The 24967-nt window shown below is 38.0% G+C and carries 22 protein-coding genes; 17 read left to right on the plus strand and 5 right to left on the minus strand.

Annotated features, from left to right (window positions below):
• The 4 genes from IC621_RS26510 to IC621_RS13565 form a co-directional block, all read left to right on the plus strand.
• The coding region (locus tag IC621_RS26510) for a hypothetical protein (protein ID WP_224752522.1) at nt 1–196 on the plus strand (196 nt) is incomplete at its 5' end.
• A 296-nt stretch (nt 197–492) separates the two neighbouring features.
• Nucleotides 493–1782, plus strand: a complete 1290-nt coding sequence (locus tag IC621_RS13555) for an NCS2 family permease (RefSeq protein WP_191158859.1) — start codon at nt 493–495, stop codon at nt 1780–1782.
• 470 nt (nt 1783–2252) lie between these two features.
• A complete protein-coding gene (locus tag IC621_RS13560; protein ID WP_191158860.1) occupies nt 2253–3563 on the plus strand; it encodes an MFS transporter in 1311 nt (436 codons plus the stop codon).
• A 72-nt stretch (nt 3564–3635) separates the two neighbouring features.
• Nucleotides 3636–4286, plus strand: a complete 651-nt coding sequence (locus IC621_RS13565; protein ID WP_191158966.1) for a glycoside hydrolase domain-containing protein — start codon at nt 3636–3638, stop codon at nt 4284–4286.
• Nucleotides 4287–4625: 339 nt separating this feature from the next.
• Here IC621_RS13565 and IC621_RS13570 read toward each other — a convergent pair whose 3' ends face one another.
• Nucleotides 4626–5348: a VCBS repeat-containing protein gene (locus IC621_RS13570; RefSeq protein WP_191158967.1), complete on the minus strand. Its 723-nt coding sequence runs from the start codon at nt 5346–5348 to the stop codon at nt 4626–4628.
• Nucleotides 5349–5982: 634 nt separating this feature from the next.
• Between IC621_RS13570 and IC621_RS13575 the strand changes: the two genes are divergently transcribed.
• The 7 genes from IC621_RS13575 to IC621_RS13605 all read left to right on the plus strand — a co-directional run bounded on the left by IC621_RS13575 (nt 5983) and on the right by IC621_RS13605 (nt 12893).
• The gene (locus tag IC621_RS13575; protein WP_191158861.1) at nt 5983–6489 is read left to right on the plus strand and encodes a hypothetical protein; all 507 of its coding nucleotides are present in this window, start codon (nt 5983–5985) and stop codon (nt 6487–6489) included.
• A 154-nt stretch (nt 6490–6643) separates the two neighbouring features.
• Nucleotides 6644–7189 (plus strand): HD domain-containing protein, encoded by a 546-nt coding sequence (locus tag IC621_RS13580; protein WP_191158862.1) that lies wholly within the window; start codon nt 6644–6646, stop codon nt 7187–7189.
• Nucleotides 7190–7619: 430 nt separating this feature from the next.
• The gene (locus IC621_RS13585) at nt 7620–8378 is read left to right on the plus strand and encodes an IclR family transcriptional regulator (RefSeq protein ID WP_191158863.1); all 759 of its coding nucleotides are present in this window, start codon (nt 7620–7622) and stop codon (nt 8376–8378) included.
• A 23-nt stretch (nt 8379–8401) separates the two neighbouring features.
• Nucleotides 8402–9355: a sugar kinase gene (locus tag IC621_RS13590; RefSeq protein WP_191158864.1), complete on the plus strand. Its 954-nt coding sequence runs from the start codon at nt 8402–8404 to the stop codon at nt 9353–9355.
• Between the two features lie 23 nt (nt 9356–9378).
• Complete coding sequence (locus IC621_RS13595; RefSeq protein WP_191158865.1) at nt 9379–10005, plus strand: bifunctional 4-hydroxy-2-oxoglutarate aldolase/2-dehydro-3-deoxy-phosphogluconate aldolase; 627 nt, start codon at nt 9379–9381, stop codon at nt 10003–10005.
• A gap of 218 nt (nt 10006–10223) precedes the next feature.
• Nucleotides 10224–11372, plus strand: a complete 1149-nt coding sequence (gene dgoD, locus IC621_RS13600; RefSeq protein WP_191158866.1) for a galactonate dehydratase — start codon at nt 10224–10226, stop codon at nt 11370–11372.
• A gap of 216 nt (nt 11373–11588) precedes the next feature.
• Nucleotides 11589–12893, plus strand: a complete 1305-nt coding sequence (locus IC621_RS13605) for an MFS transporter (protein WP_396653027.1) — start codon at nt 11589–11591, stop codon at nt 12891–12893.
• Between the two features lie 211 nt (nt 12894–13104).
• Here IC621_RS13605 and IC621_RS13610 read toward each other — a convergent pair whose 3' ends face one another.
• The 3 genes from IC621_RS13610 to IC621_RS13620 all read right to left on the minus strand — a co-directional run bounded on the left by IC621_RS13610 (nt 13105) and on the right by IC621_RS13620 (nt 16026).
• Nucleotides 13105–13569: a YkyB family protein gene (locus IC621_RS13610; protein WP_191158868.1), complete on the minus strand. Its 465-nt coding sequence runs from the start codon at nt 13567–13569 to the stop codon at nt 13105–13107.
• A gap of 612 nt (nt 13570–14181) precedes the next feature.
• Entirely contained in the window at nt 14182–15459 is a 1278-nt protein-coding gene (locus IC621_RS13615) for an MFS transporter (protein ID WP_191158869.1), read from the minus strand.
• A gap of 114 nt (nt 15460–15573) precedes the next feature.
• Entirely contained in the window at nt 15574–16026 is a 453-nt protein-coding gene (locus tag IC621_RS13620; RefSeq protein ID WP_449809677.1) for a L,D-transpeptidase family protein, read from the minus strand.
• 278 nt (nt 16027–16304) lie between these two features.
• Here IC621_RS13620 and IC621_RS13625 point away from each other — a divergent pair, with 278 nt between their 5' ends.
• Nucleotides 16305–17840: a Ppx/GppA family phosphatase gene (locus tag IC621_RS13625; protein ID WP_191158871.1), complete on the plus strand. Its 1536-nt coding sequence runs from the start codon at nt 16305–16307 to the stop codon at nt 17838–17840.
• 123 nt (nt 17841–17963) lie between these two features.
• Nucleotides 17964–20075 carry an RNA degradosome polyphosphate kinase gene (locus IC621_RS13630; RefSeq protein WP_191158872.1) on the plus strand — a complete coding sequence of 704 codons (2112 nt, stop codon included), beginning with the start codon at nt 17964–17966 and terminating at the stop codon, nt 20073–20075.
• Nucleotides 20076–20204: 129 nt separating this feature from the next.
• Here the strand turns inward: IC621_RS13630 and IC621_RS13635 are convergent, their stop codons facing one another.
• Entirely contained in the window at nt 20205–21062 is an 858-nt protein-coding gene (locus tag IC621_RS13635; protein WP_191158873.1) for a metallophosphoesterase, read from the minus strand.
• A gap of 168 nt (nt 21063–21230) precedes the next feature.
• On the opposite strand from IC621_RS13635, the gene fadH reads away from it, so the two are divergent.
• From fadH to IC621_RS13655, 4 genes are all read left to right on the plus strand, one after another.
• Nucleotides 21231–21995, plus strand: coding sequence for a 2,4-dienoyl-CoA reductase (gene fadH / locus IC621_RS13640; RefSeq protein WP_191158874.1), 765 nt, complete (start codon nt 21231–21233; stop codon nt 21993–21995).
• A gap of 245 nt (nt 21996–22240) precedes the next feature.
• Nucleotides 22241–23458: an EAL-associated domain-containing protein gene (locus tag IC621_RS13645; protein WP_191158875.1), complete on the plus strand. Its 1218-nt coding sequence runs from the start codon at nt 22241–22243 to the stop codon at nt 23456–23458.
• Nucleotides 23459–23679: 221 nt separating this feature from the next.
• Complete coding sequence (locus IC621_RS13650; protein WP_224752524.1) at nt 23680–23919, plus strand: hypothetical protein; 240 nt, start codon at nt 23680–23682, stop codon at nt 23917–23919.
• Nucleotides 23920–24150: 231 nt separating this feature from the next.
• Nucleotides 24151–24873 carry a DUF3993 domain-containing protein gene (locus IC621_RS13655; protein ID WP_191158876.1) on the plus strand — a complete coding sequence of 241 codons (723 nt, stop codon included), beginning with the start codon at nt 24151–24153 and terminating at the stop codon, nt 24871–24873.
• Nucleotides 24874–24967: the final 94 nt, after the last annotated feature.

A 24967-nucleotide genomic window follows, 5' to 3' on the forward strand; every position in this document is an offset into this window, starting at 1 on the left:
ACGCCGCTTTTTCTGCCTCCGCAAGCTTTGCTTGCTGTCACGCCTTTGGCGTGCCAAAATTCTTGAAGGAAAAACGATTCCAGAAATGAATTTCTTTCATCTTATGCTCCCAAAGAAAGAGGGTTTTAAACGGAAAGAATCGGAGGATATGTCGCTTGATATAACGCTCTTGTGTCATCTCGCCGCTGTGCTCTGACATGACACAAGAGCTGGTGTGGGGCTCAAATAAAAAATGGGTATGGAAACGCCGCTTTTTCTGCCTCCGCAAGCTTCACTTGCTGTCACGCCTTTGGCGTGCCAAAATTCTTGAAGGAAAAACGATTCCAGAAATGAATTTCTTTCATCTTATTTTCCTTCAAGAATTTGGAGGCAGAAAAAGCTTAGGAGGAGAAGAAATTGGGTGCATATTTTGCTTGAGCTTGTTATAATCCTATAAGTGAATCAATTGATTACACGGGTTGGGTTGAGGGTCCATCTTTATAAGGAAGGTTTGTGTTGAATAAGTTTTTTGGGATAGATGAGTTTGGTTCTTCTGTTAAGCAGGAGATTTTAGCTGGGGTTGTTTCGTTTTTTACGATTGTTTATATTATTGTCGTGAACGCATCGATTTTGGCTGATGCGGGGATTCCTTTGGAAGCAGGGATACTTGCTACTGTGTTGACCTCTTTTGTAGGCTGTTTTTTGATGGGTTTCTTGGGGAGGTCGCCTATTATTTTGGTTCCTGGTATGGGTGTTAATGCATTGTTTACCTATACGATTTGCGGGACGATGGGATTGTCTTGGCAAGAGGGTTTAGCCGTTGTGTTTGTTTCTGGTATTTTATTTACGGTGATTGCTTTTACCAAGCTTTCGAGCATAATTTCTAAGGCAATTCCAAATTCACTAAAAGAAGCTATTTCTGTTGGGATTGGACTTTTTCTTACATTTATCGGTCTTCAAAAAGGTGGAATTGTCGAGGGAAGTAAAACAACTTTTGTTGCTCTCGGTGATTTTAGTGATCCTCATGTATTGGTTACTTTAATTACTTTAGTTGTCACAGTTGTTTTGTATGCTCGAGGTGTACCTGCAAATTTTTTAATCAGCCTTTTTATTGGATCGATACTTGCAGGCTTTTTTGGTCTGGTGGACTTTAAAGACCTTAAGAATTCTGGTATTGAATTTGGCTCCTACACAGATGTACTAGGTGCAATGTCCTTTGAACGAGTTTTTGATCTGGCGTTTTGGATTGCAGCATTTTCGCTTACTATGGTTATCGTGTTTGAGAATATTGGACTAGTACATGGGTTTGTGACCACAATCAATAGGCCTGATCGGTATAAACGTTCGTTGCAAGCTAATGCAATCTCAGCCATTACATCGGGCTTTTTTGGCACTAGTCCTACGGTAAGTACCGCGGAAACTTCAGCTGGTATTGCTGCCGGCGGAAGGACAGGCTTAACAGCTGTAGCGACAGGGTTACTATTTATGGGAACTTTGTTTTTTTTGCCTGTTGTTAAAATCGTTCCTGATAGCGCGGTTGCTCCAATTTTAATATTAATTGGCGGGCTTATGATTCAAGGAATACAAAAAATAAACCTGAAGGATTTTACAGAAAGCTTTCCGTCCTTTTTAATTATAGCTTTTATTCCTCTCACATATAGTATAGTCGATGGGATGGCATTTGGATTTATTTTGTATCCAATATTAAAAATAGTTATGAAGAGACGACAAGAGGTTGCGATGCCTCTTTATTTCATTGCAGGCTTATTTTTAATTAATTTTATTTTTCATACTCTCCATTAAAGCTGCTTATTTTAAGCAGTTTTTTTTCAATTAAGAGTTTATGTTAATTAAAGTATTAACGTAATAAAGAGTGATATCATTGTCCAGCGCAGGCAGACAGGACGTCCTTGTGCCGGCAGGCATAAGGCCCGAAACCTTTGCCAGCCGAGCGTCATCAACCCTTAGGTCTCAAGGTCAATCCGTCCGAAAGGGTAAAGAACAACCTTCGTGACAGCTCACCTTATGCTTGTCGCCGAAAGTCCTGCATCTTCCACTTTCCAGTTTAGTCCAGTAGTGTTACCATTTTAAAAAGTGCTTTGATCTTGTTAACAGCATCATCATAGGAAAGAGCACATTTATTTAGCATTTGTTTGCAATTATTCCTTAGCATAAACTATTTATCTTGTAAATTATTTGTAAAGGAATAGGAATGTTTGCATGCTTTGAAGAATAAGTAATGATACCTAAACAATACAGAAAAGGTGGATCTTATGTCACAACTTCAGTCAGGTAAGCCCAATGTGCAGCTGCAAAAACCAGCATGGCAGCTTTTTTTAACCCTGCCGGTTCTTTCATGGGCGCTTTATGATTTTGCCAACACTATTTTTTCATCTAATATTACAACCATTTTCTTTCCCTTTTATCTTCAGGAGGTTGTAGGAGAGAGTGAAAGGCTGAATCAAATAGCCAGTACGTTTATCTCCTATGCAAATGCAATAGCAAGCTTCTTCCTAGTCGTCTTCTCTCCCTTATTTGGGGTTATGATTGACCGAACTGGCCAAAAGAAAAAATACATTGTTCCATTCACGATAATTTGTGTATTTTGTACGATCATGATGGGGGTTTTAGCTCCCATTGAGACGGATCTAAAACTATTTGGCTTACCATTGCCGCTTGTTTCTGTCATTGTTTTATTTATCATCGCTAAATTTTTCTACCATTCCAGCTTGATTTTTTACGACACGATGCTTGCAGATTTAGGGTCAAAGCAGGAGATCCCCTTACTTTCAGGGTTTGGAGTGGCAGTGGGCTATATTGGAACCCTGGTAGGTCTAACTGTCTATCTATTTATAGGGGACCAAGGGTTTTATAAAGCGTTTATTCCAACAGCTCTTCTTTTCCTTGTTTTCTCAATGCCCCTTATGTTTTTTACAAAAGATAAGCCATTCGAAAAAATAGGTAAAAAAACATCCTTCATCAGCGGATATCGAGATATTTATCAAACGTTTAAAGAGATGAGGCTTTATAAAGCCACGTTCTTATTTATGATTGCGTATTTCTTTTTAAATGATGCGATTGCGACAGCCATTGCGATGATGGCTGTATATGCCAAGGCAATCGTCGGATTTACTTCAGGTGAATTTATCCTTTTATATCTAGTGTCAACTGTAGCAAGTATTATTGGATCCTTTATTTTTGGGTACGTTACAAAAGCGATTGGCGCTAAAAAAGCTGTAACATTTGTGGGGTATATCCTCCTCATTGCATTGGCAGTTGGTACCTTTGCGCAGACAACTTCAATGTTCTGGATTGCAGGGAGTTTATTTGGTGTTTCTTTGGGAGCAGTTTGGGTCACCTCTCGTACGCTTATTATCCAATTAACACCTGAAAACAAAAGAGGCCAATTTTTCGGGTTGTTTGCCTTTTCAGGTAAAGTTTCATCCATTATCGGACCAGCGTTATACGGAACAATTACACTTGTTCTAGCCGATTATGGAAATATCGCTAGTCGAACAGCATTAGGTTCATTAATGGTCTTAGTGATAATTGGTTTATTCATTCACAGAAATGTAAAAGTTTAGGCATTGATTAACCTTTTGCCCATATCCCACATATATATGTTTTAGAAACATAAGGGAAAGGGTGTGAGATCCCTGGCGCGTAAAATATGGGGAGTTGACTCAGCCTCTAAGGTGGACCAAGATTTATATGCCTGTGTCAAAAAAAAATTTGGTACCCCTAAATTTTGGGGAAGATACTTAACAGACGTAGGCGGTGTTTCAAAAGGCTTAACTAAATTTGAGTTAAGTTTTATTAGAAGTAAAGGAATAAAGCTCCTTCCAATTTATAATGGGTTTAACATCGCAGAAGGGTATGAACAAGGAAAGCTGGCTGTCCGAAACGCCACTTTCCATGCGAAAAAAATAGGAGTTCCGAAAGAAACCGTCCTTTTTGCAAATGTTGAACGATTTATCAAAACAAATGAGGAATGGATTAAAGGCTGGGTTGAGACAATGTATCAAACCGGCTATCGACCAGGGTTTTACCATGACCCTCATGAAGGAGACTTTTCATTTGCTTATTGCCAGGCTGTTGCTGAAAATCATGAAATAGCCAATCAAACAATCCTCTGGAGCTCGGAACCAAATCCAGGTCCTACTTCTGAAAGAAAAGCACCGAAATATAACCCTGCAACAATGAGATGCAGAGGAAATGTATGGGTTTGGCAATACGGAAGAGATGCTGCCGATTGTTCGATTAATACAAATCTTGCTGATGAGCGGTTAGTAAAATATCTCTATTAAAAAGCTTGGACAACGTGTACGTAAGGAATTTTTTAAAACACCTAATTTCTATTGATTTAACAAATTAGGTGTTTTTTAGTTTCTTTTTAGTCTGGTGAAAATCCCAATCTCTTAGTGATATAAACGAGAAATTGGGATTTATTGTTTTAACAATTGCGTCCTTTAATGGAATAGAGAATGATTAATCGTTCCCTTCTAACTTGAAACATTTGAATATCAAAAATTCGAACCATGCAGAAAGTTCTAACTCAAAATCAAATTCACCTTCGTTTATTGGGGACCGACATTCAAATGAATATGACAATACCTCCTATTAAACTCGTACATATGAAGAAGCTGCTAAATTTCCCCACCAAAGATGGCTACATTCTGCCGGTCAGGAACAAACGCCTGCCCGTTCCATTTCAATACGGTCTCTGCATATCCAAGTGAGTCAGCATTGTACCTCCCGGCTATCCTCTGATACGCTTCGAGCTCATATGTGCCGTCCCTGTTAAAATCAACCGGATATAAACCAGATAAAGGATTTACCCAGCCTTTAATCGGTGCTTTCAAAATACCATCCTGGTTGTAAATTTCAGATAAATATTCTTTACCCTTGTAAGTAAGATCCAGAATATACTCTTCTTTAAGTTTATGACTGACCACCGTTGCCTTGTATTGATTTTCAAAATTCACATCGTACTTATAGTGTTCATTGAATGCATCGGAATTAAAAATCTCCCTCATTTGCCCGTTAATATAAGAAAATACATACGCATAAATCATCCCGCCGCTTCCTCCAGTATCAATGACTACTAAAATATCATCCACTTTGTTGCCTGTAAAATCACCTAGAAAGAGTGTCGGATTGTATCCGAGATTATTTTTCAGGGGAATTCGCTGATTTTGGACGACCAGAGTTATATTTTGCCACAAAGGACTATCAGGAGTTTTATTTGCTGTAAGAAGGACATTGTCCATTTTCCCGTCCCCATCAATATCTCCACGCTTAGCGGCCACAATTGAGGGTCTGTTCTGACTCATTTCTCTTGAAGGAAAAGGCTGGATTCTCTCGTGCATTTGCAGCAGCTCTTGCCTTGAAGGATACGGATTTGGAAACGACAAGGCGTTATTAATTGTCTGCCGTGCTTCGTTTGTTAATCCGGCTCTTGCCTGTGTATCAGCCAAACAGTACCAATAATAAGGGTGATTCGTTTCCCGTATTTTTGTGTAATAGTAATGGATCGTTTCTCTGAGATCATACGTGTTCATCTTTATCCCACCCGTCTCTTTATTCTCATATAGAATTATATGCAGGAATTTGGGTTATAACCGTATATATATGGTTTCTTTTATAGGTCAGAAGTCATATCCTTCCGCCTGAAAAATGCAGCTCATTCAAAAAATAGTTGTTTACAGAGCGAGTCGAAGAAAGCCCACTGCTTCAGCTGTGGGAGTATCAAAAGGTTGCAAACCCTTTCTAAATTTAGGCTTTATAAAATCACGCATAAACGATAAAATTGAAACTTCCTATAGTTGAAATTATGTAAGCTGAATCTGTATGGAGTATTCATTTGATTCATTAGGAATTGTTTAAAATCATAGTAAAATAGGATAGGAAACTAAAATAATAGAGTAGAAATAAGAGCAGCATGATGGGTGAATTTCAACAGACGAAATTGGTTAAACTATCCCTAAATTGGGGGTGGTTCGATTGATAAAAATAGTAAAAAGTCTAACAGTTTTGCTAGTCCTAATTTTCCCTAATACGGGAACAATTCTGGCGCAAACTCTTACACCAATATCCTATCCATGCAGCGTGGTTCTTCATCCAGTTAAAGATGTTCCCAATATCCAAGGCACAGCATTAATTACCAAAGTTAAAAAGCCATATACCGATACACCAATGAGTCCTGTTAGAGAACGGAAAAGCGTGGGAATCTATGCTGATTGGCTTCCATTACCTTCTTCATTTGGCGGCTATGACCAATATGAAGGTTTCGCCCAAATAGCTGATGAAATCAGTTGGCAATTTAAAATGTATCAAATTAAGGAGGAAGCTCCAAGTTGGTTTGGTGGAACGCCTTGGGTAGGCAAATTTGACGAGATATCTCTAGAACTTCCTGCAAATACACGAGTAGAAGTACGTCTTTTTAATTCGAAAACGAAAAAGTTGGGACCTGCTATTTTGCAAAACACGTTACAAAGCTGCCGCAACTAAAAAGAAACGGTGATTAAATTGATATTACTCAGTTAAATGCATAAAGGGACAAAGATTGGAGAAAATGCTCAAATAAGTAATTCACTTCCAGCTCATCCAATTAATTGATCAGAATATCCAATATAGGTACTTGTGTGAAAAGAGGCGATTTACATTGAATTTAATTGACAAGGCAAAAAGGTTTGCTGAAATAGCACATAGCGGCCAAGAACGGAAATTATCGGGCGAACCGTATTTTCAGCACCTTGAAAATGTTGCCCTGATTTTATTAAAAGCAGGATTTCGAGAGGAAGTTATCGCAGCAGGGTACTTACATGATGCCGTGGAAGATACAGACACTGAAATCTCACATATAGAGAAGAAATTCGGTATCGAAGTAGCCCAATTAGTAACAGCAAATACAGAAAATAAAAACCTAAGCTGGGAAGAACGGAAACAGCGTACAATCTCCTTCGTAAAAACTGCCTCTATTGAAGAGAAAGCCATTATTGCGGCTGATAAACTGGACAATATCAACAGCTTAGAGGAATTCTACAAGCGACATGGGGATTCTATCTGGTCTTATTTCAATCGAGGAAGAGACAAACAAGCTGAATATTACAAGGCTGTGAGTGAAAATCTTTTTTATCATTTAGATCCAAATCAAATCCCGTCTTATTTTTATTCACTTCAGAGAAGTGTGAAAGAGCTTTTTGGTTAAAAGCTCTAACAGATTTTTTAAATTCAGTTAAAAAACTTTAAGTTTATTAAAGTATTAACGTAATAAAGAGTAGGATCATTGTCCAGCGCAGGCGGACAGGACGTCCTAGTACCGACCGGCATAAGGCCGTAACGCCTTTGCCGGCCGGGCGCCATCGGGCCCTTAGGCCTCAGGGTCAAGCCGCCCGAGAAGGTTAAAGAAAAATCTGCTCGCCTTGTGTTTGGCGCCTATAGGCCTGCGCTCTGCTTTTCATTCATAACCCCCTTCGATTTTGGAAGGGGGTCTTCTAATTACAATCAAACTTCAAAACCCCTTATTTCAAACTGCTATTTAATTTTTGTTGCAGTCATTTATTTTTATATGTTAGTATAAAAATGCAAAATCACATACAAGATATTAAATCACATATATGATTTAAGGAGTTGAATAAATGTCAGTTAAATCTGCTGAACGAGTATTAAGAGTGTTTGAATTGTTAAGCCAGGTCCAACATGGTTTAACGATTAAGGAAATTAGTGAGGCTTTGTCATTTCCTCAAAGCAGTACATCTGGTCTTATTGGAACGTTATTAAAAGAAGGGTACTTATCACTTGATTCTACTAAAAAATATAAGCTGGGACCTAAGCTTATACAAATTGGAAGCGCTGCAATGGAATCATTGGATATCTCATCTCAAGGCATACCCCACCTAAAAAGCCTAATGGAGGATGTGCAGGAGACAGTCTTTATGGCTGTTTTATCTGAAAAGGAACTAGTCTATGTTGCAAAGATAGATAACAACCGATCTATTCGGACGACTGCTCAGCCTGGAAGTCAAAAACCTTTATACTGTACTGGGCTTGGTAAAGCATTTTTAACGTTTATGCCTGATAGGCAGAGAAAAAATATTTTGGACAACATTGAATTGATTCCGATCACTAAACACACGATTACGGACAAAAAAATACTAGAAGAGCAGCTTGATAACTTTAATGAGCTTGGTTATTCGATAGATGATGAGGAAAATGAGGAAGGGTTATTTTGTTTAGCTGCTCCAGTTTATGGAGTAGATCACACTCTTCAAGCGGCAATCAGTGTGGCTGGTCCTAAAGAAAGAATGATAAGGCAAAAGGATTATATTGTAGAAAGATTAATTCATACTTCAAAAGAAATCGCTGTTAGTATTGGCTATACATCAATGAATAGTTAGGTTAAATGAAACGAGGGATTTAAATGGATGTTGTAAGTTTAGGAGAAACAATGATTTTATTTTCTCCTGAGGAAACGGGTCAATTACGGTATAATCGTCAATTCACCTCAAGAGTGGCCGGCGCCGAGACAAATACACTCATTGGCCTTTCTAAGCTTGGCTATCGGACTGGCTGGATAAGCCGAGTTGGCGGGGATGAGCTCGGAAAACGAATTCTATCCAGCGTACGGGGCGAGGGAGTGGATACCTCTTTTGTTAAAGAAGATGGAAGCGCTCCAACAGGTTTGTTTATAAAAGAGCGAACAACTGCCGATAGCTCACGAGTTTTCTATTATCGGAACCAATCGGCTGCTAGTAAAATGACACCTGCCGATATTGAGGAAAATTATCTAGCCAAAGCTAAATTATTGTACATTACAGGGATTACCCCGGCACTTAGCGTTTCTTGCAAGGAAACAGTATTTCATGCAATCGAACTAGCTAAGAAAAATAGTATGAAAATTGTGTTTGATCCTAATGTCCGAAAAACGCTTCTGGATGAAAGAACAGGAAGAGACACACTAATAAAAATGGCAGCTTTGTCAGATATCATCCTTCCTGGAATATCTGAAGGAGACTTTTTATTTCAAACAACTGATTGTGAAAAGATTGTAAGAGAATGTAAACGCTTAGGTGCTGAAAAAGTAATTGTAAAGCTGGGGGAAAAGGGAGCTTATTATTCGACTTCTGAAGAATCCGGCTATGTTCACCCCTTTAAGGTCGAAACGGTAATTGATCCGATTGGTGCGGGCGATGGCTTTGCTGCTGGTGTGATATCTGGAATATTAGATGAACTGCCTATTCATGAGGCAGTAAAAAGGGGCTGTGCAATTGGAGCCATCGTCACAACAGTCAACGGTGATATTGAAGGGCTTCCAGATAAAGAAACACTGGAAACGTATATGAAAAGGACGAATAAAGAGGATGTAATCCGTTAATTCAACTGAAAGGAGTGTAAAAAATGAATACACTTTCAACTATTTTCGAACACAAAATTGTCTCCATTGTTCGCGGTGCTAACCCAGAGGATACCGTAAAGATTGCAGAGGCCCTGCGAGATGGCGGGATTAGATTGATCGAAATCACGCTTAACTCTCCAAATGCTTTAGAATCTATTGAACTAGTTTCAAAAACACTTGGCGATGAGATGGAGGTTGGTGCAGGGACGGTATTAGACTCTGAAACAGCTCGATTGGCGATCCTCGCCGGCGCAAAATTTATTCTATCCCCAACTGTCAATGCAGACACCATAAAAATGACGAAAAGATATGGTGCGGTCAGCATACCGGGTGCTTTTACACCTACAGAAATCCTAAGCGCATATGAAAATGGCGGGGATATTATTAAGGTTTTTCCAGCAAGCATTGGCCCTGATTATATAAAAGATATACGTGGTCCGCTTCCGCATATCCCGCTCTTGCCAACAGGCGGCGTTACTCTAGATACTCTGGGGGAATTCCAAAGAGCAGGTGCTGTCGGTTTTGGGATTGGCAGCTCACTTGTCGACACAAAACAAGAAGTAAACGAAAGATATCTGAGGCTATTAACAGAAAAAGCTGAATCATTTGTTGCCGCCGTCCAGGCTTAAGAAAGAAGGCTGTTTTTGCAAACTTTGTTGCAATTGAAACAAAGTCTATTACTTCGAGTTTAGGGTATCTCCCTGAGGTGAGAGATGAGACTTGAAGTAATCGGGAATTAACGATTGCCTTAATTTCAAATGCCCCTTTTTTTAGTTAAAAGCAACAAACACTTAGAAAAAAGCCTAAAAGAAACATACTTACTACATATTTATGAGGAGAGAATACTATGAAAATTACAAGCTATGAATCATTTCAAGTACCGCCGCGCTGGTTATTTTTAAAAATTGAAACAGATGAAGGAATTGTTGGATGGGGAGAACCTGTCATCGAAGGAAGAGCGGCAACTGTCAAGGCTGCAGTGGATGAATTAATGGAATACCTGATCGGAAAAGACCCGCTTAATATTGAAGATCATTGGAATCTCATGTACAGAGCAGGCTTCTATCGGGGCGGCCCAATTCTAATGAGCGCCATCTCAGGGATTGACCAAGCTCTCTGGGATATTAAAGGAAAATATTATCATGCTCCAGTCCATCAGCTACTGGGAGGAAAAGCGAGAGAATCCATAAAAGTCTATTCCTGGATAGGGGGGGACCGTCCTTCTGATGTTGGGGAAGCCGCTAAAGAAATAGTTTCTAAAGGATTTACTGCTGTAAAAATGAATGGGACTGAAGAGCTCCAATATGTGGATTCCTATGAAAAAATTGATCAAGTGATAGCCCGGATTGCAGCTGTACGTGATGCCGTAGGGCCTTATGTCGGAATCGGAATTGATTTTCACGGAAGAGTTCATAAACCTATGGCCAAAATTCTTGCTAAAGAGCTGGAAGTATACAGGCCAATGTTCATTGAAGAACCAGTATTGCCTGAGAACAATGAAGCGTTGAGAGAAATTGCTAACCATGTTGCCATTCCAATTGCAACTGGAGAAAGAATGTTCTCAAAATGGGATTTCAAAAAGCTGCTGACGGATGGATATGCCGATATTATCCAACCTGATTTATCACATGCTGGCGGAATTACGGAGTGTAAAAAAATTATCTCAATGGCCGAGGCTTTTGATGTTGCAGCAGCTCCTCACTGTCCATTAGGGCCAATTGCACTGGCAGCTTGTCTGCAAGTGGATGCCACTTGTCATAATGCATTTATCCAAGAACAAAGCTTAGGCATCCATTATAACCAAGGCAGTGATTTACTTGATTATATTGTCGATAATCAAGTATTCAAATACGAGGAAGGTTATGTGAAGATTCCGAGCGGTGCGGGGCTTGGAATCGAAATAAATGAAGATCACGTGAGAAAAATGGCAGAGATTGGCCATAATTGGAGAAACCCTGTATGGAGACACCGGGATGGAAGTATAGCTGAGTGGTAATCAAAATAGGCTCTTTTCTAAAAGTTTGCTGATTTTGAAGTATAAAGGATTGTTAAATAGAAGCAATCGGTGTGTTTCGCCGATTGCTGTACCTCTCACCATAGGGGGGTCAATAGTTGTCGGGGTGTGATGAACGATGTGTTATTCGGAACAAAATTTACGAATACAGGGTTAAAATTAAAAGGAAAACAGGTGAGGACATTGACCAACAAGAAAATGACAAAAGTTCGTTACGGGATTGTTTTTATGCTATTCATTACCGTCATTATTAACTACATGGATCGGAGTAATATTTCCATTGCAGCACCTTTTATTTCAGATGAACTTGGATTGGATTCTGTGCAAATGGGGTTAATCTTCTCAGCTTTCGGCTGGACATATTGTGCTTTGCAAATTCCAGGCGGATGGGTTCTAGATAAATTGGGCAACCGAAAAACACATGCATACGGTATTGCAGGATTTTCCCTTGCAACCCTTCTGCAAGGTTTTGTTAGCGGATTCTCAGGATTTTTCCTGCTGAGGGTTGGTCTGGGGGCATTTGAAGCCCCAGCCTTTCCTACCAACAGCAAGGTTGCGGCTAGCTGGTTCCCTGAAAATGAAAGAGCAAGGGCCGTCTCGATTTATACGTCCGGCCAATTTGTTGGATTAGCTTTTTTAACGCCAACATTAGTCTTATTACAAGATTCAGTTGGATGGAGAGGTCTTTTCATTGTAACCGGTATCATCGGAATTGCCTGGGCGATTTTATGGTATCTTTACTACAGAGATCCTCAGCATAGTAAACGTATTAATAAAGCAGAATACGATTATATCAAGGAAGGCGGGGCTATCGTTGAATCCAGCTCCGATAAAAATGAACCTTCTGCTAGAAAAATAGGGAAAAAAGATTTTGCAGCCGTTCTATCAAGCAGAAAGCTATGGGGAATATATCTAGGACAGTTTGCAGTGACCTCCACCTTATGGTTTTTCTTAACATGGTTTCCAACGTACCTTGTTGAATATAGAGGTCTAACCTTCATTAAGTCAGGTTTGTTAGCTTCCTTGCCATTTTTGGCTGCTTTTATTGGGGTTCTATCTTCTGGATTCCTTTCTGATTTCCTTGCGAAAAAAGGTATATCTGCAGATGTTGCTAGAAAGGTGCCTGTTATTACAGGATTACTGCTTTCTACTTCTATTATTGGTGCGAATTTCGTAGAAAGTAATAGTCTCGTTATATTATTCATGTGTATTGCCTTCTTTGGAAACGGTTTCGCTTCGATAACCTGGGTTTTCGTTTCCCTGCTTGCTCCTAAAAGGCTTATTGGAATTGCGGGGGGAGTATTCAATTTCATTGGAGGCACATCATCCATCATCATCCCGATTGTTATTGGTTTTCTAGCCAAAGGCGGAGATTTTGCCCCAGCCCTTACGTTCATTGCATGTATTACATTTGCAGGAGCTCTCTCCTATTTATTCTTAGTAGGAAAAATCGACCGGGTGCAGGATTATGTTGAGTCTGAAAGCTATAGTGCCAAGCTATAGAGAGCGTGTTTTACCATAACGGAAACTTCTATCAGTGAGTTTTTCAGCATGACCACTGGTAGTTAGGAATTAATAATAAAAACTGGTAGACATTTGAGCAAAATTTAGATAATTTTATACAACTGATTATGCCCAAAAGAGAAGAAAGCTGCCAAAGGAACTGGACAGGCTTCTTCTCTTTTTTATTATCTAAAGCAAATATCTCGTTCCATTAGAAATAACTTTCACCTAGCTTTTTAAATACAGGTTTTGAGCATGCTTTTTGCTGGTATGGTGATTTTTCGCTTTTTTCTTTAATCCCAACATAGTTTTGGAGTAAGCTTTTTGCTCTGGTTAAAGATAGATGTGTTTTAGGATTCCGATATGAATTATTCTGAGTACCTAAATGTGGAAGGTTTTCGAAGTCTTCTTTAGTGGGGGGCATATGAAAGTAGTAGCTCCCGGCAGAGATTAACACGTCAGACTGTTGTTGGCTGTATTTAGGATTGTTTGAATAGTGGAGGCCTTTTTTCTTTGCTTTTCCTTCCTTGATTAATTTCAACAATGCTTTTCTTTTTAACAAATATAAAAATTTAGGATTTGGGGCTGTTTTTGCATGGCGATTCACGATAAATATTGCTTTCGCTATGTTGTCAACAGTTAGCTCTATTTGTACACTTTGTTTACGTTCGTCCATTCTTTCTCTCCTTTTCGTTTGAACAAACAGAATTTTCTTATTTATTTAAATTATACTTTTTACAAAGGAAAAAGCAACCTGTTTTTCCACATTCGTAATTTCATAAAGTTTATACTAATAAAAAATTATAACACATAAACATAATTTATTGTAATCTAGCTTCAACAGCCATCTATCAGAAGTCCAAAGCCAATGCTGCCAAAAGATTAATGCTTGGCGTATTTTGCCTCGTGGGATTAGGTCGTTTTTGGTTATTAAAATTAGTTTTCACATAATCCTTTGCTTAATACTAAAGTATGTCGATGAAACATCAGAATTTATATGTTTAACTCACACCATTAAAGATGCACGGAAACTTAGCAGAACAAGGAGTAGGGTGAGCTCATACCTTTGTCACAATTGTGTGCAATTAAGTTGATGAAGGTGCAAATAATCGGCAGACGGTGCAATTAATTCTATGACGGTCCCAATTTTCTTGTAAAAGGGCAATTGAAGAGTATCAAACTAAAGAAAGACTTCGCCAATCAGCGAAGCCTTTCCTTAGTAATATCAAATTGCTTAAGTTAAAGGATAGGTGGTATTTTTACAACAAGAAATCAGCTCCCACCATTGTTAAAGGGCACTGGACGAACGCAGATTGGCTCTCCGTTCAATTTCTTCTGCTTTTTTACTCAGTTTAGGCAATGTAAGGTGGTAGAAAAGGAAGACGCCAAGGATAACGATTGCCATTCCATAATAAATGTAGTCGATATTTGAAATGATTTTTGGGAATAACAGAGCGATTAACCCTAATGTCATTGATTGAGCGAACATCATCATTGGATCGGTCCATCCGCTGACTCTGCCCATTAATTTAGGATGAACAATTCGTGGCAGCCAGCCGCTGATAGCAATATTGATTGGACCAATGCATGTCCCAATAAAGAACACCGCGACAAGGTAAACCCAAATATGTTCAGCAGATCCTAAAAGAAAAATAAGTGAGCCTGCAATTAAAATTGGAACAGTCATCAGCTGATAAGGCTTAAACTTGTGAGCTATAAGGGTTGCAACACCACTTCCTACTAAAAGGCCTATACCTAAAGAGATGGCAAAAAAGGATGAATACATTTCATAATTTTCAGGTGACAATTCATATTTCATCGTAAACATTGGAAGAATAGCGAATCCTCCGTTTACGAATCCAAAGACAAAAAATCCGAAAATAAGGGCAGCAAGCAGCTTATTTTTCTTAATATAGGTTATGCCCTCTTTAAAATCTTTCAAAGAGCTTCGTATGTTGACATCCTTCCAATGAATATCTCCATTTGGCAATCTTGCTGATTTAGGTATCTTGCAAGCTCTAATCAATAATGCAGACACAACAAAGCTGATAAAATCAACTGCTACAGCCCCATGGATTCCAATTGTATTATAAGTAAAAGCTCCTAACCCTACTCCAAATACCATAAAGATGCTAAAAATCAATTGATTTAGCCCAGCTGCTTTAGCATATTGATCTTTTCTTAAAATTCCTTGCACAAGACTCGCTTCAGCAGGATAGAAAAATTTTGCAACCGCGCTCCGTATGAACAGAATCAAAAATGCTAACGGGACTGAATTCAGGAATAAAACTCCAAACAATATGACAGAAAGGATGGCTCTAATCCAATCACAATTCTCGGCTACTTTTTTCCTGTCAAAACGGTCAGCAAACACTCCAACGATAAAAAAAACAAATAAAGTAGGAAGTGAATACATTAATTCAGCGAGGGTAGCATAATAGGGCTGGTGACTAAAGTGATCTAACAGGTAAAAGGCAAAGGCCATATTTCCTACTATTGTTCCCATTTGGGATGTAAGAGCTGCAAAAAACAACTTTACAAAATTTCGATTTTGAAAGATTTCCATCATAACGCTCCTTGAGTTATGTCAATTCATTGCTTCCACTGTTATTATAAATTATTAGTGCTTTAATTCAACTTACACTTTTGTAAAGTTTTCCTAAACATATCCTCAGCATACCTAATTTGGCCTGATATATACTCTTGTTCCATTTGGAACGATTGAAGATAGCTCGAGAACATCTTGATTGTACATTCTTACACAACCGAGCGAAACAGCCTTCCCAATTGAGCTTGGATCATTTGTTCCGTGAATGCCGTAATGAATTTTAGATAAGCTGAGCCACATCGCGCCAAAAGGTCCTCCTGGATTTGGCTCTCTATTTACAATAACAAACTCTCCAATTGGTGTGGCAGTTAATATTTTTCCAGTGGCAATCGGATAAGTTTTCATCACCTGACCATTTCTGAAAAGAGTCAGCTGTTTTTTACCTACAGATATTGCGATTTGATACGGTATCGTCTGCGGATCAGGTAAACCGGGAATCGTAATCGGCTGGCCCACCCTTAGCTGGTTTGGGTTTTGCAGCCGATTAGCGGCAATTAGCGTTTGAACGGACGTTCTGTAGTCCATAGAAATACTAGTTAAGGTTTCCCCTGCCCTCACATAATGAATCAAAAATATCCTCCCCTTATAAGGACGAAATTTAAAGTAAGATAGTTTCAAATTTTACCTATTATTTCTTACCTATTCTTATGATTAGTAAAGCTTTATTGATACTAAATTCAAGATCTTTGTCAATGCTTATACAGTTTAGTTACGGCTATACTTACACTAAACGGGCGCTGCTGCTTTGCGTTTAGGAATCCTGTGATATAATGTTGTCAATATTTATGAGGGTAGGTTGAACGATGCTAAGAGAAAAATACGGAATAATTGATATTGGGTCAAATACAATGAGATTGGTTATATATGAACGAGACAAGAGTGGAAGATTAAGGGAAATAGAAAATGTGAAATCTGTAGCTAGACTAAGAAATTATTTAACGGATCAAGCGTTTTTAACCTTGCAAGGAATAGACATATTAATTTCCACGTTAATAAGCTTTCAAGAGGTAACCCGCCACCATCAATTAGATGATATTAAATGTGTTGCAACAGCTGCGATTCGTCAAGCTCAAAACAAAGAAGAAATTCTAAAAACAGTAGAGAGTAAAACAGATTATACAATTCGTGTGCTTTCAGAATATGAAGAAGCGTATTACGGGTTTTTAGCTGTGGTCAATTCCACCTCAGTGACAAAAGGAATCACAATTGATATCGGCGGAGGGAGTACAGAGGTGACTCTTTTTGAAAATCGTGAAATAGTAGAATATCACAGTTTTCCATTTGGGGCACTGTCTCTAAAAAAACAATTTATTACTGGAGATCTCCCTTCAGAATCTGAAATGATCGCGATCCAAAATTATATAAAGCAACAACTTGCCAAGCTTCCGTGGTTACATAATCAGAATCTGCCAATCGTAGCAATTGGAGGAAGTGCTCGTAACATGGTGCAAATTGATCAGGCATTAAAACAATATCCGTTAGCGGGAGTCCATCAATATAACATGCGGATTGAAGACATAACAGTGATTAAAAGCTATTTAGCAGACTTACCTTTTGAAGAACTCCAAAGAGTTGATGGCTTATCTAAAGATCGTGCAGATATTATTTTGCCTGCGATTGAGGTTTTTTACAGTCTCTATAAAACAGTTGCTGCGACTGCATTTATTTTAAGCAGAAAAGGACTGCGTGACGGCATCTTTTATGAGCAGCTGATGAATGAGCTGGGGCATACAAAATTCCCTAATGTGATCGAAGGGAGCTTTCAAGAGTTAGCGGCAGACTATGATATTGATTTAAATCATGTTAACCACGTAACGAATTTAGCCGTGATGATGGTCGATCAATTAAATGGCGTTCAGGATATTACGCTTACTAAAGGTGACCGGGATCTTTTAAAAAGGGGAGCCTTTGTTTTTAATCTTGGTCAATATATTGATTCAGAATCTAGCAGCCAGCATACTTTTTATTTGCTTGCAAACCGAACAATTGATGGACTGCTTCATAAGGATCGGGTGAAAATCGCGTTAATCGCCTCTTATAAAAACAAGGATGCTTTTAAACAGTACATAGAAAGATACGGAAACTGGTTTTCAAAGGAAGAACAAAAAAAACTGCGATACTTGGGAGCGATCTTAAAGTTTGCCTACAGCTTAAATGCTACGAAAAGAAATATTGTTCATACGATCAGCGTAAAGGCGAAAAAAGATAAGCTTACGTTTCTAATTATGTGTATTGGCGATTGGAAGCCGGAAGAATATCAAGCTGATAAACAAAAAAAGCACCTTGAAAAATTAATAAAGGTTCCAGTTGAACTTCTTTTTGAACATGCAGAGGGGTGAAAAGCCCTAAAAATATCGTTAATTTACAAAAACTTTACATAAAATTTACAAAGTTGTTAGAAAGAAATGCTATTATAACTATTGAAAAAATTATAGGAAGTCTATCAAAAGGGTGGGGTAATCATGCATGCAACGACTAAAGACCTAATTAAACTCAATAACCCTATGTACTACAACAATAGAGAATTAAGCTGGCTTGCGTTTAACGAAAGAGTATTACATGAAGCTCTTGATGAACGAAACCCTTTGCTCGAACGGCTAAAGTTTTTAGCCATTTTCACATCGAATTTAGATGAATTTTTTATGGTAAGAGTAGCTGGTTTAAAAGATCAGGTAAAAGCGGGTTTTAACAAGCCTGAAAATAAAGCCGGCTTAACTCCTAAACAACAGCTGTCACAAATTTCGATAAAAAATCATGAGCTGGTAGAATTGCAATATGAAACACTTAATCACGTTTTATTGCCGATGCTCGAGCAAGAGGATATTGTATTATTGATTATGGAAGAATTAAATGAAAAGCAGGTAAACCAGCTCGAGGAGTATTTTGATGAACAAGTCTTTCCAGTTTTAACCCCTTTGGCAATAGATGCATATAGACCTTTTCCGATGCTGCTTAATAAATCTTTAAATATGGCCGTCATTTTAGAAGATGAAGATGAGATTGAAGAAAACATGTACAAGACGGCTCTTGTGCAAGTCCCTGCTGTACTGGATCGTTTTATTTCCGTTCCTTCATCAGATCATAAGCTTTCCTATGTATTGTTAGAGGATATGATTAGCTTTTTTATTAAGAAGCTATTCAAAGGATATCGGGTTATCTCGGTTACCGAGTTCAGGATTACGAGAAATGCAGATATGACCATCCATGAAGAAGGTGCACGTGATTTATTAAAAGAGATAGAAAAAGAGTTAAAAAAACGGAAATGGGGCGCTGCTGTTAGGCTTGAAGTAAAGAAACATGCTGCGGACAAAAGAATTCTTAACTTTTTACTCTCGGTTCTTGAAATTCACGAGAAGGATGTCTATGAAATTGACGGTCCTTTAGACTTATCATTTTTATTCGGATTTTATAAAGAGCTATCAAATTATAAAGAAAATCTTCTTTATGAAACGCTCATTCCCCAGCCTCCACGCGATGTTCTCACAGATGAAGACATTTTCGAAAAGGCTTCTGAACAAGATATTTTTCTCCACCATCCATATGAATCATTTGAACCTGTTGTCGACTTCGTATCTGATGCAGCAGATGACCCTGACGTACTTGCCATCAAGCAAACTTTATACCGAGTAAGTGGTGATTCACCAATTATTGAGGCTTTAAAACGTGCAGCAGAAAAGGGAAAACAGGTGACAGTACTAGTTGAGTTAAAAGCACGATTTGATGAGGAAAACAATGTTCAGTGGGCAAAAGAATTAGAAAAAGCAGGATGCCACGTTATTTACGGGATGACCTACTTAAAAACCCATAGTAAAATTACATTAGTTGTCCGCAAAAAAAATAGCCGGATTGAACGGTTCGTCCATTTAGGAACAGGAAATTACAACGATCAAACCGCAAAAATTTACACAGATATGGGAATTATTACTTCGAAGAGAAAATTCGGAATTGATGCAACAAATTTCTTCAACTATTTGAGCGGATATACGGAAAAACCGGAATTTCATCATCTTTCTGTCGCTCCTTTTGATATTAGAAGAGATATAATTCATTTAATTGATAAAGAAATTGAATTTCAGAAGCAAAAGGGTAACGGAAGAATTATTTGTAAAATGAACTCATTGACAGATAAATCATTGATTACGAAATTTTATGAAGCATCTAATGCCGGCGTTAAGATCGATCTGATCGTCAGAGGAATTTGCTGCTTACGTCCGGGAATTAAAGGCGTGAGTGAAAATATAACTGTCCGCAGTATTGTAGGTCGTTTTCTTGAGCATAGCCGCATCTATTTCTTTCATCATAATGGCGAAGAGAAAATCTATCTTTCATCTGCCGATTTAATGACTCGTAATATGGAAAAAAGAGTTGAAATCTCATTTCCTATTTTCGAAGGTTTTATTAAAAAAAGGCTGAATCACATTTTGGCAATTACTCTTTCAGATAACACGAAAGCTAGAGAACAGGATGAAAAGGGTGTTTATCATTATGTTAAAAGAACACCTGACGAACAAGAGATTGACAGTCAGCTTGTTTTATTTGGAAATGCCTATCAAGTGCTGGAGGATGAAGAATAAAGCGAACGCCCGATACTTGGGTATTTTCACCCCAAACGGAGCTCTTAATAGTCATATAAAATGACCATCTTGTAGACTAGATGGTCATTTATCTCTTTATAGTTTAAAAATCCATAAACGTTCTGCTCATCATCCAGTTTTTAAAGTGAATACTGTAATTTCAGGTACCGATAAAAACCGGAATGGCAAGCGAGTTGTTCCGAGACCGCGGTTAACATAAAGCTGCATGGTTCCAACCTCATACATTCCTTCTGTATAAACCGAAGCATACGGAGGAGTAATAAGCGGGCCGTAGAAAGGTATTTGAATTTGCCCGCCATGACTGTGGCCTGAAATTTGCAGGTTCACCTTGTATTTATTTGATTCTAAAGCTGCATCAGGCTCATGTGCGAGCAGGATTGAAAAGTTTTCCTCAGTAAAGTTTGATAATGTTTTTTCATAGTCGGGCTTGCCTAACATTAAATCGTCTATCCCTGCCAGTTGAATCATGCTCCCATCTAAAAGCTTGATTTCATGGTATTGATTTTTTAGCAGAATAAAATCTGTCATAGCCATCATATTATGATAAATATCTGTTCCATATCCTCCATGATCATGATTTCCATATATCGCAAATTTTCCTAAGGGTGCTTTGAGTCTGTTCAGCTCTTCCACAACTTTTTGTTTCATAGTATAAACATTGGGTTCATCCATTAAATCCCCAGTAAAAAAAACGATATCCGGCTTTAAATCATTGACTTCATTGAGAACCTTTTTTAAATGAGAAAGGGTAAAAAAATCACTCATATGAGTATCGCTAATCTGGACAATTTTAGTTCCATTAAAAGCTTTTGGAATTTGTTTATGTTTAATATCAAAGGATGTAATATCAATCATTTTAGGCTCAAGGTATCTAGCATAACTATATCCGCCGAAAGCTGTTATAAGACCGGCAGCAGTCAGTCCAACTAATTTTTTTAAAAAGCCTCTTCGCGTATAAGTTTTCATATCAACCAACCATTTCTTAAAATCTATCATCCTATTATAGCATGCTTGTCTATATGAATCTGTATTCCAAAATATGATAAAGTGAACCAATTTATTGTGAAAAATTAGAAATTTAAAGATACATATGCTATTCTATGAATGAATGGTCATTCATTAGGGGGAGATACATTGAATAAAAAAGTGTATATTATAACAGGTGGTTCAAGCGGCATGGGAAGAGCAATGGCAAAAAAATTTGCAGACGAGGGCCACCATGTTGTCATTACAGGGAGAACATTAGAAAAATTAGAAGAAACGAAACGGGGAATTGAAACATTCGAAGGACAAGTTCTGCTTTTTCAAATGGATGTTCGGCAGCCTGAATTGGCAAAAGAAATGATCATCAGAACTGATGAAGCTTTCGGGAGAATTGATGGTTTAGTCAATAACGCAGCAGGCAACTTTCTTGTACCTGCTGAAAAGTTATCAGTTAACGGCTGGAACGCTGTAATCAATATCGTTTTAAACGGAACCTTTTATTGTACCTCTGCAGTGGGTAATTATTGGATTGATAACCAGATAAAAGGTTCTGTTGTAAATATGGTTGCCACTTATGCATGGGGAGCGGGTGCAGGTGTTGTTCACTCAGCCGCTGCAAAAGCAGGTGTCTTATCTTTGACTCGCACACTGGCAGTGGAGTGGGGGAAAAAGTATGGAATTCGTTTAAATGCCATCGCACCAGGTCCAATTGAAAGAACCGGGGGCGCTGATAAGCTGTGGGAATCGGAAGAAGCAGCAAAAAGGACATTAAACAGTGTCCCGCTTGGAAGGCTCGGAACTCCGGAAGAAATTGCAGATCTTGCATACTTTCTCATGTCAGAGCAAGCGGCTTACATAAACGGTGAATGTATTACAATGGACGGGGGACAATGGTTAAATCAGCATCCATTTTAGTTGGCCAGCCATTAAAGGGAAAGTTATTTTCCAAAGGAGTAAGACTCTTTTTTAACGGTGCTGCTATTACCATTTTAGAAATCTTTAAATAATGGCAATCGGTGAATCGCCGATTGCTTTTTGACTCACCTCACATATGAAATGATAGACTTCGTTTCAAGGAAGTAGAAAGCTAAATAATAACCCTCTAGTATGCAATATGGTATAATCATTCAAAAGATTAGTGGTAAGTGAGGAGATTAAAGATGGATCCACTTGATATTATGAGCAATTTAGATAAAGTCCATCCTTTTTATCAAGCTATTTTTAGTGCAGATGAGCAGAAAGTAATTGGCTTTGAGATCCTGGGAAGAACTACTTTAAATGGTGAAGTGGAGAGTTTAGGCCCTTTTTTTCATGACCCGGGAATTCCTGAAGATTACAAAATTGAAGTAGATGATCTTATTTTAAGTAAAGGTTTGAACTTTCTATTAAAAAACACGGATGAATCAGTATTAATATTTCTTAATAGAGATGCGGATTTATTAATGCTGGATCATGGAGAGAGTTTTTTTCAATTATTGAGCGAGTTTGAACAAAATGGATTAAATTTATCCAGAATTGTATTAGAAATTACCGAGCATAATTTTAGAGGTGATCTGGACCAGCTTTATCATTTGCTTGTCTATTATCGTACATACGGAATTAAGGTGGCAGTTGATAACATTGGAAAAGACAGCAGTAATTTGGATCGCATCGGATTGCTCTCACCTGATATTTTGAAGATTGATTTGCATCCGTTAAGAATGACCTCCCCCTCTCAATCCTATCATGATGTCCTGTATTCGATCTCGCTTTTGGCTAGAAAAATAGGGGCTACGTTATTGTATGAAGATATCGAAGTGAATTTTCAATTACAGTATGCGTGGAAAAACGGCGGAAGATATTTTCAAGGCTTTTACCTTCATGAGCCCTCTCCTGAGCTAATCCATAATGATGCGTTAAAGGATCGATTAGAAGGGGAGTTTCACCAATTTATTACACACGAAAAACGAAAGTTGGAACTTTTTTATAAAAGATCGGAGCAATTTAATCAGAAGGTACTTCAATCATTAAGAAATAACAAGCAGGTTTCTGATTTTAATGAACTTATCGTTCAGCTTGCTGAAAAGCTAACAGATTGCTGCTTTCGCGTTTATATATGTAATGAAGAAGGGGTTCAACAAACTGGAAATATCTTCAAAAATGAGGATAATTGGGTATTTCAACCTGAGTATTATTTGAAAAATTGGAGCTGGCGCCCGTATTTTTTAGAAAATATTATTAGGATGAGAAATGACAAAAAGGGATTTTTCAGCGATCTATACAGTGATATCGAAACAGGAGAAGTGATTAGAACTTTTTCTTATCCGATTGATGAAAAACATTACCTCTTTATTGATCTTCCTTATTCTTACTTATATGAGCAGGATGGTTTGTTATAAGAAAAGCGGAAGCGCCTTGCTCAGCCCCGACAAGCATAAGACGCAAATGAAATGAAGGTGTTCTTTACCTTCAATTCATTTGTGGCTTATGACCTCGAGGGGCTAGGCGCTGTAGCTGGACATAAGAAAAGCGGAAGCGCCAAATAAAAACCAAATTACTCTTGAACTTCACATATAAATTCAGATATTACACATGATAAGGGTAAAAAGGTGGTCATACAATGAATACGTTTGCTATGGCACTTGCCATTGTTACCCTTTTAATTTTGGCTGGCGGTCTCATTTTCACCTTGAAAATGGGGAAGGTGGTTAGCGCAAGAAAGAGCGAATATGATACACAGTTAAATGAAAAAATCCAGGAGCATCCATATCTCAGAAATCCAATCTTCATAGCTTATCTTGTTGCTGCCGTCATTTTTGTCGGGTTCGTTTTGTACTTTGCTTGGTCTCACAATTATTAATAGCATTTTTTTAAAGCAATCGGTTTTATCCAATTGCTTTTTTTGTCGTTCAGTCAATATGACATTTTTTTATTATTCCTGAAACATTTCAAGTTTGTAAATCGTCTTAAGTGGTAAATAAACAATAACAGTGTCGGATTTTGGTGATATTTTTAGAAAGGTTATGCATAAATTAAGACAGAATGATTGATAAAATTAGGTAAGGACAAGCCTTACTGAAGGGGTGAAAAAATGAAAAAATTAGTTGGAATTTTAGTCATGTCGATGATAAGCTTTGTAGTTGTCTTTCAAGGATCTGCAGCAAGTGTAAAAGCCAGCGGCGAGGAATTGAATCGAGATGAGGCTTTTTCATTTTTACAAAAAGCTTTTGACGCACAAGTTTCCTTAACTGGAGAAGAAAGAAGCTATTCAGAAATGGAATCGGTCTTATCCCCTTACTTTACCACAGAAATGTCTGAAAAATATTTAAAAGAAAATGCTGTGAAAGAAGGGGACCAGTGGATTGTATATGGTTCTGATTTTACACCCTATACAATACCTTTTTATGATTATAATCAACAAACGAAAGTTATATCGAATGAAAAAGAAGCAGTTGTTTTTCAATTTTATCCAGCTTCAACTGAAGGCCCTGTAGGATATGAAGACCACTATGCTGCTGTGAAGCTTCAAAAGAAAAATGGAAACTGGAAAATTACTGAAATCAATGAGCAAAAAGAGAAGCCAGTTATTGAAAAAAGGGAGATGAAGAAGGATGAAACAAAGGTTAAGGGAGTTTCAACAATTGATGTGCTTGGCTCTGATGGGAACGGGCAAGTAAATGACAATTCAAAAAGCCCTCAGCCATCTTTCTTAGCAACTTTGACTTTTCCGGATTATTTAACTGCATTGATGTCATTTCAATCTTATCAGGCGATTGATTCTTCTTTAGGCGACAAAGTTTTGCTAGCAGAATAAGAAAGGATCCTTTTGTAACAAAAATGTAATTGGGAAATAGCTTGACTATGATACTGATAATCATTATCATTGAGGGTGAAGAGAGATGAAATCT

It is taken from the genome of Metabacillus arenae (assembly GCF_014773385.1).
GTDB lineage: Bacteria > Bacillota > Bacilli > Bacillales > Bacillaceae > Metabacillus_D > Metabacillus_D arenae.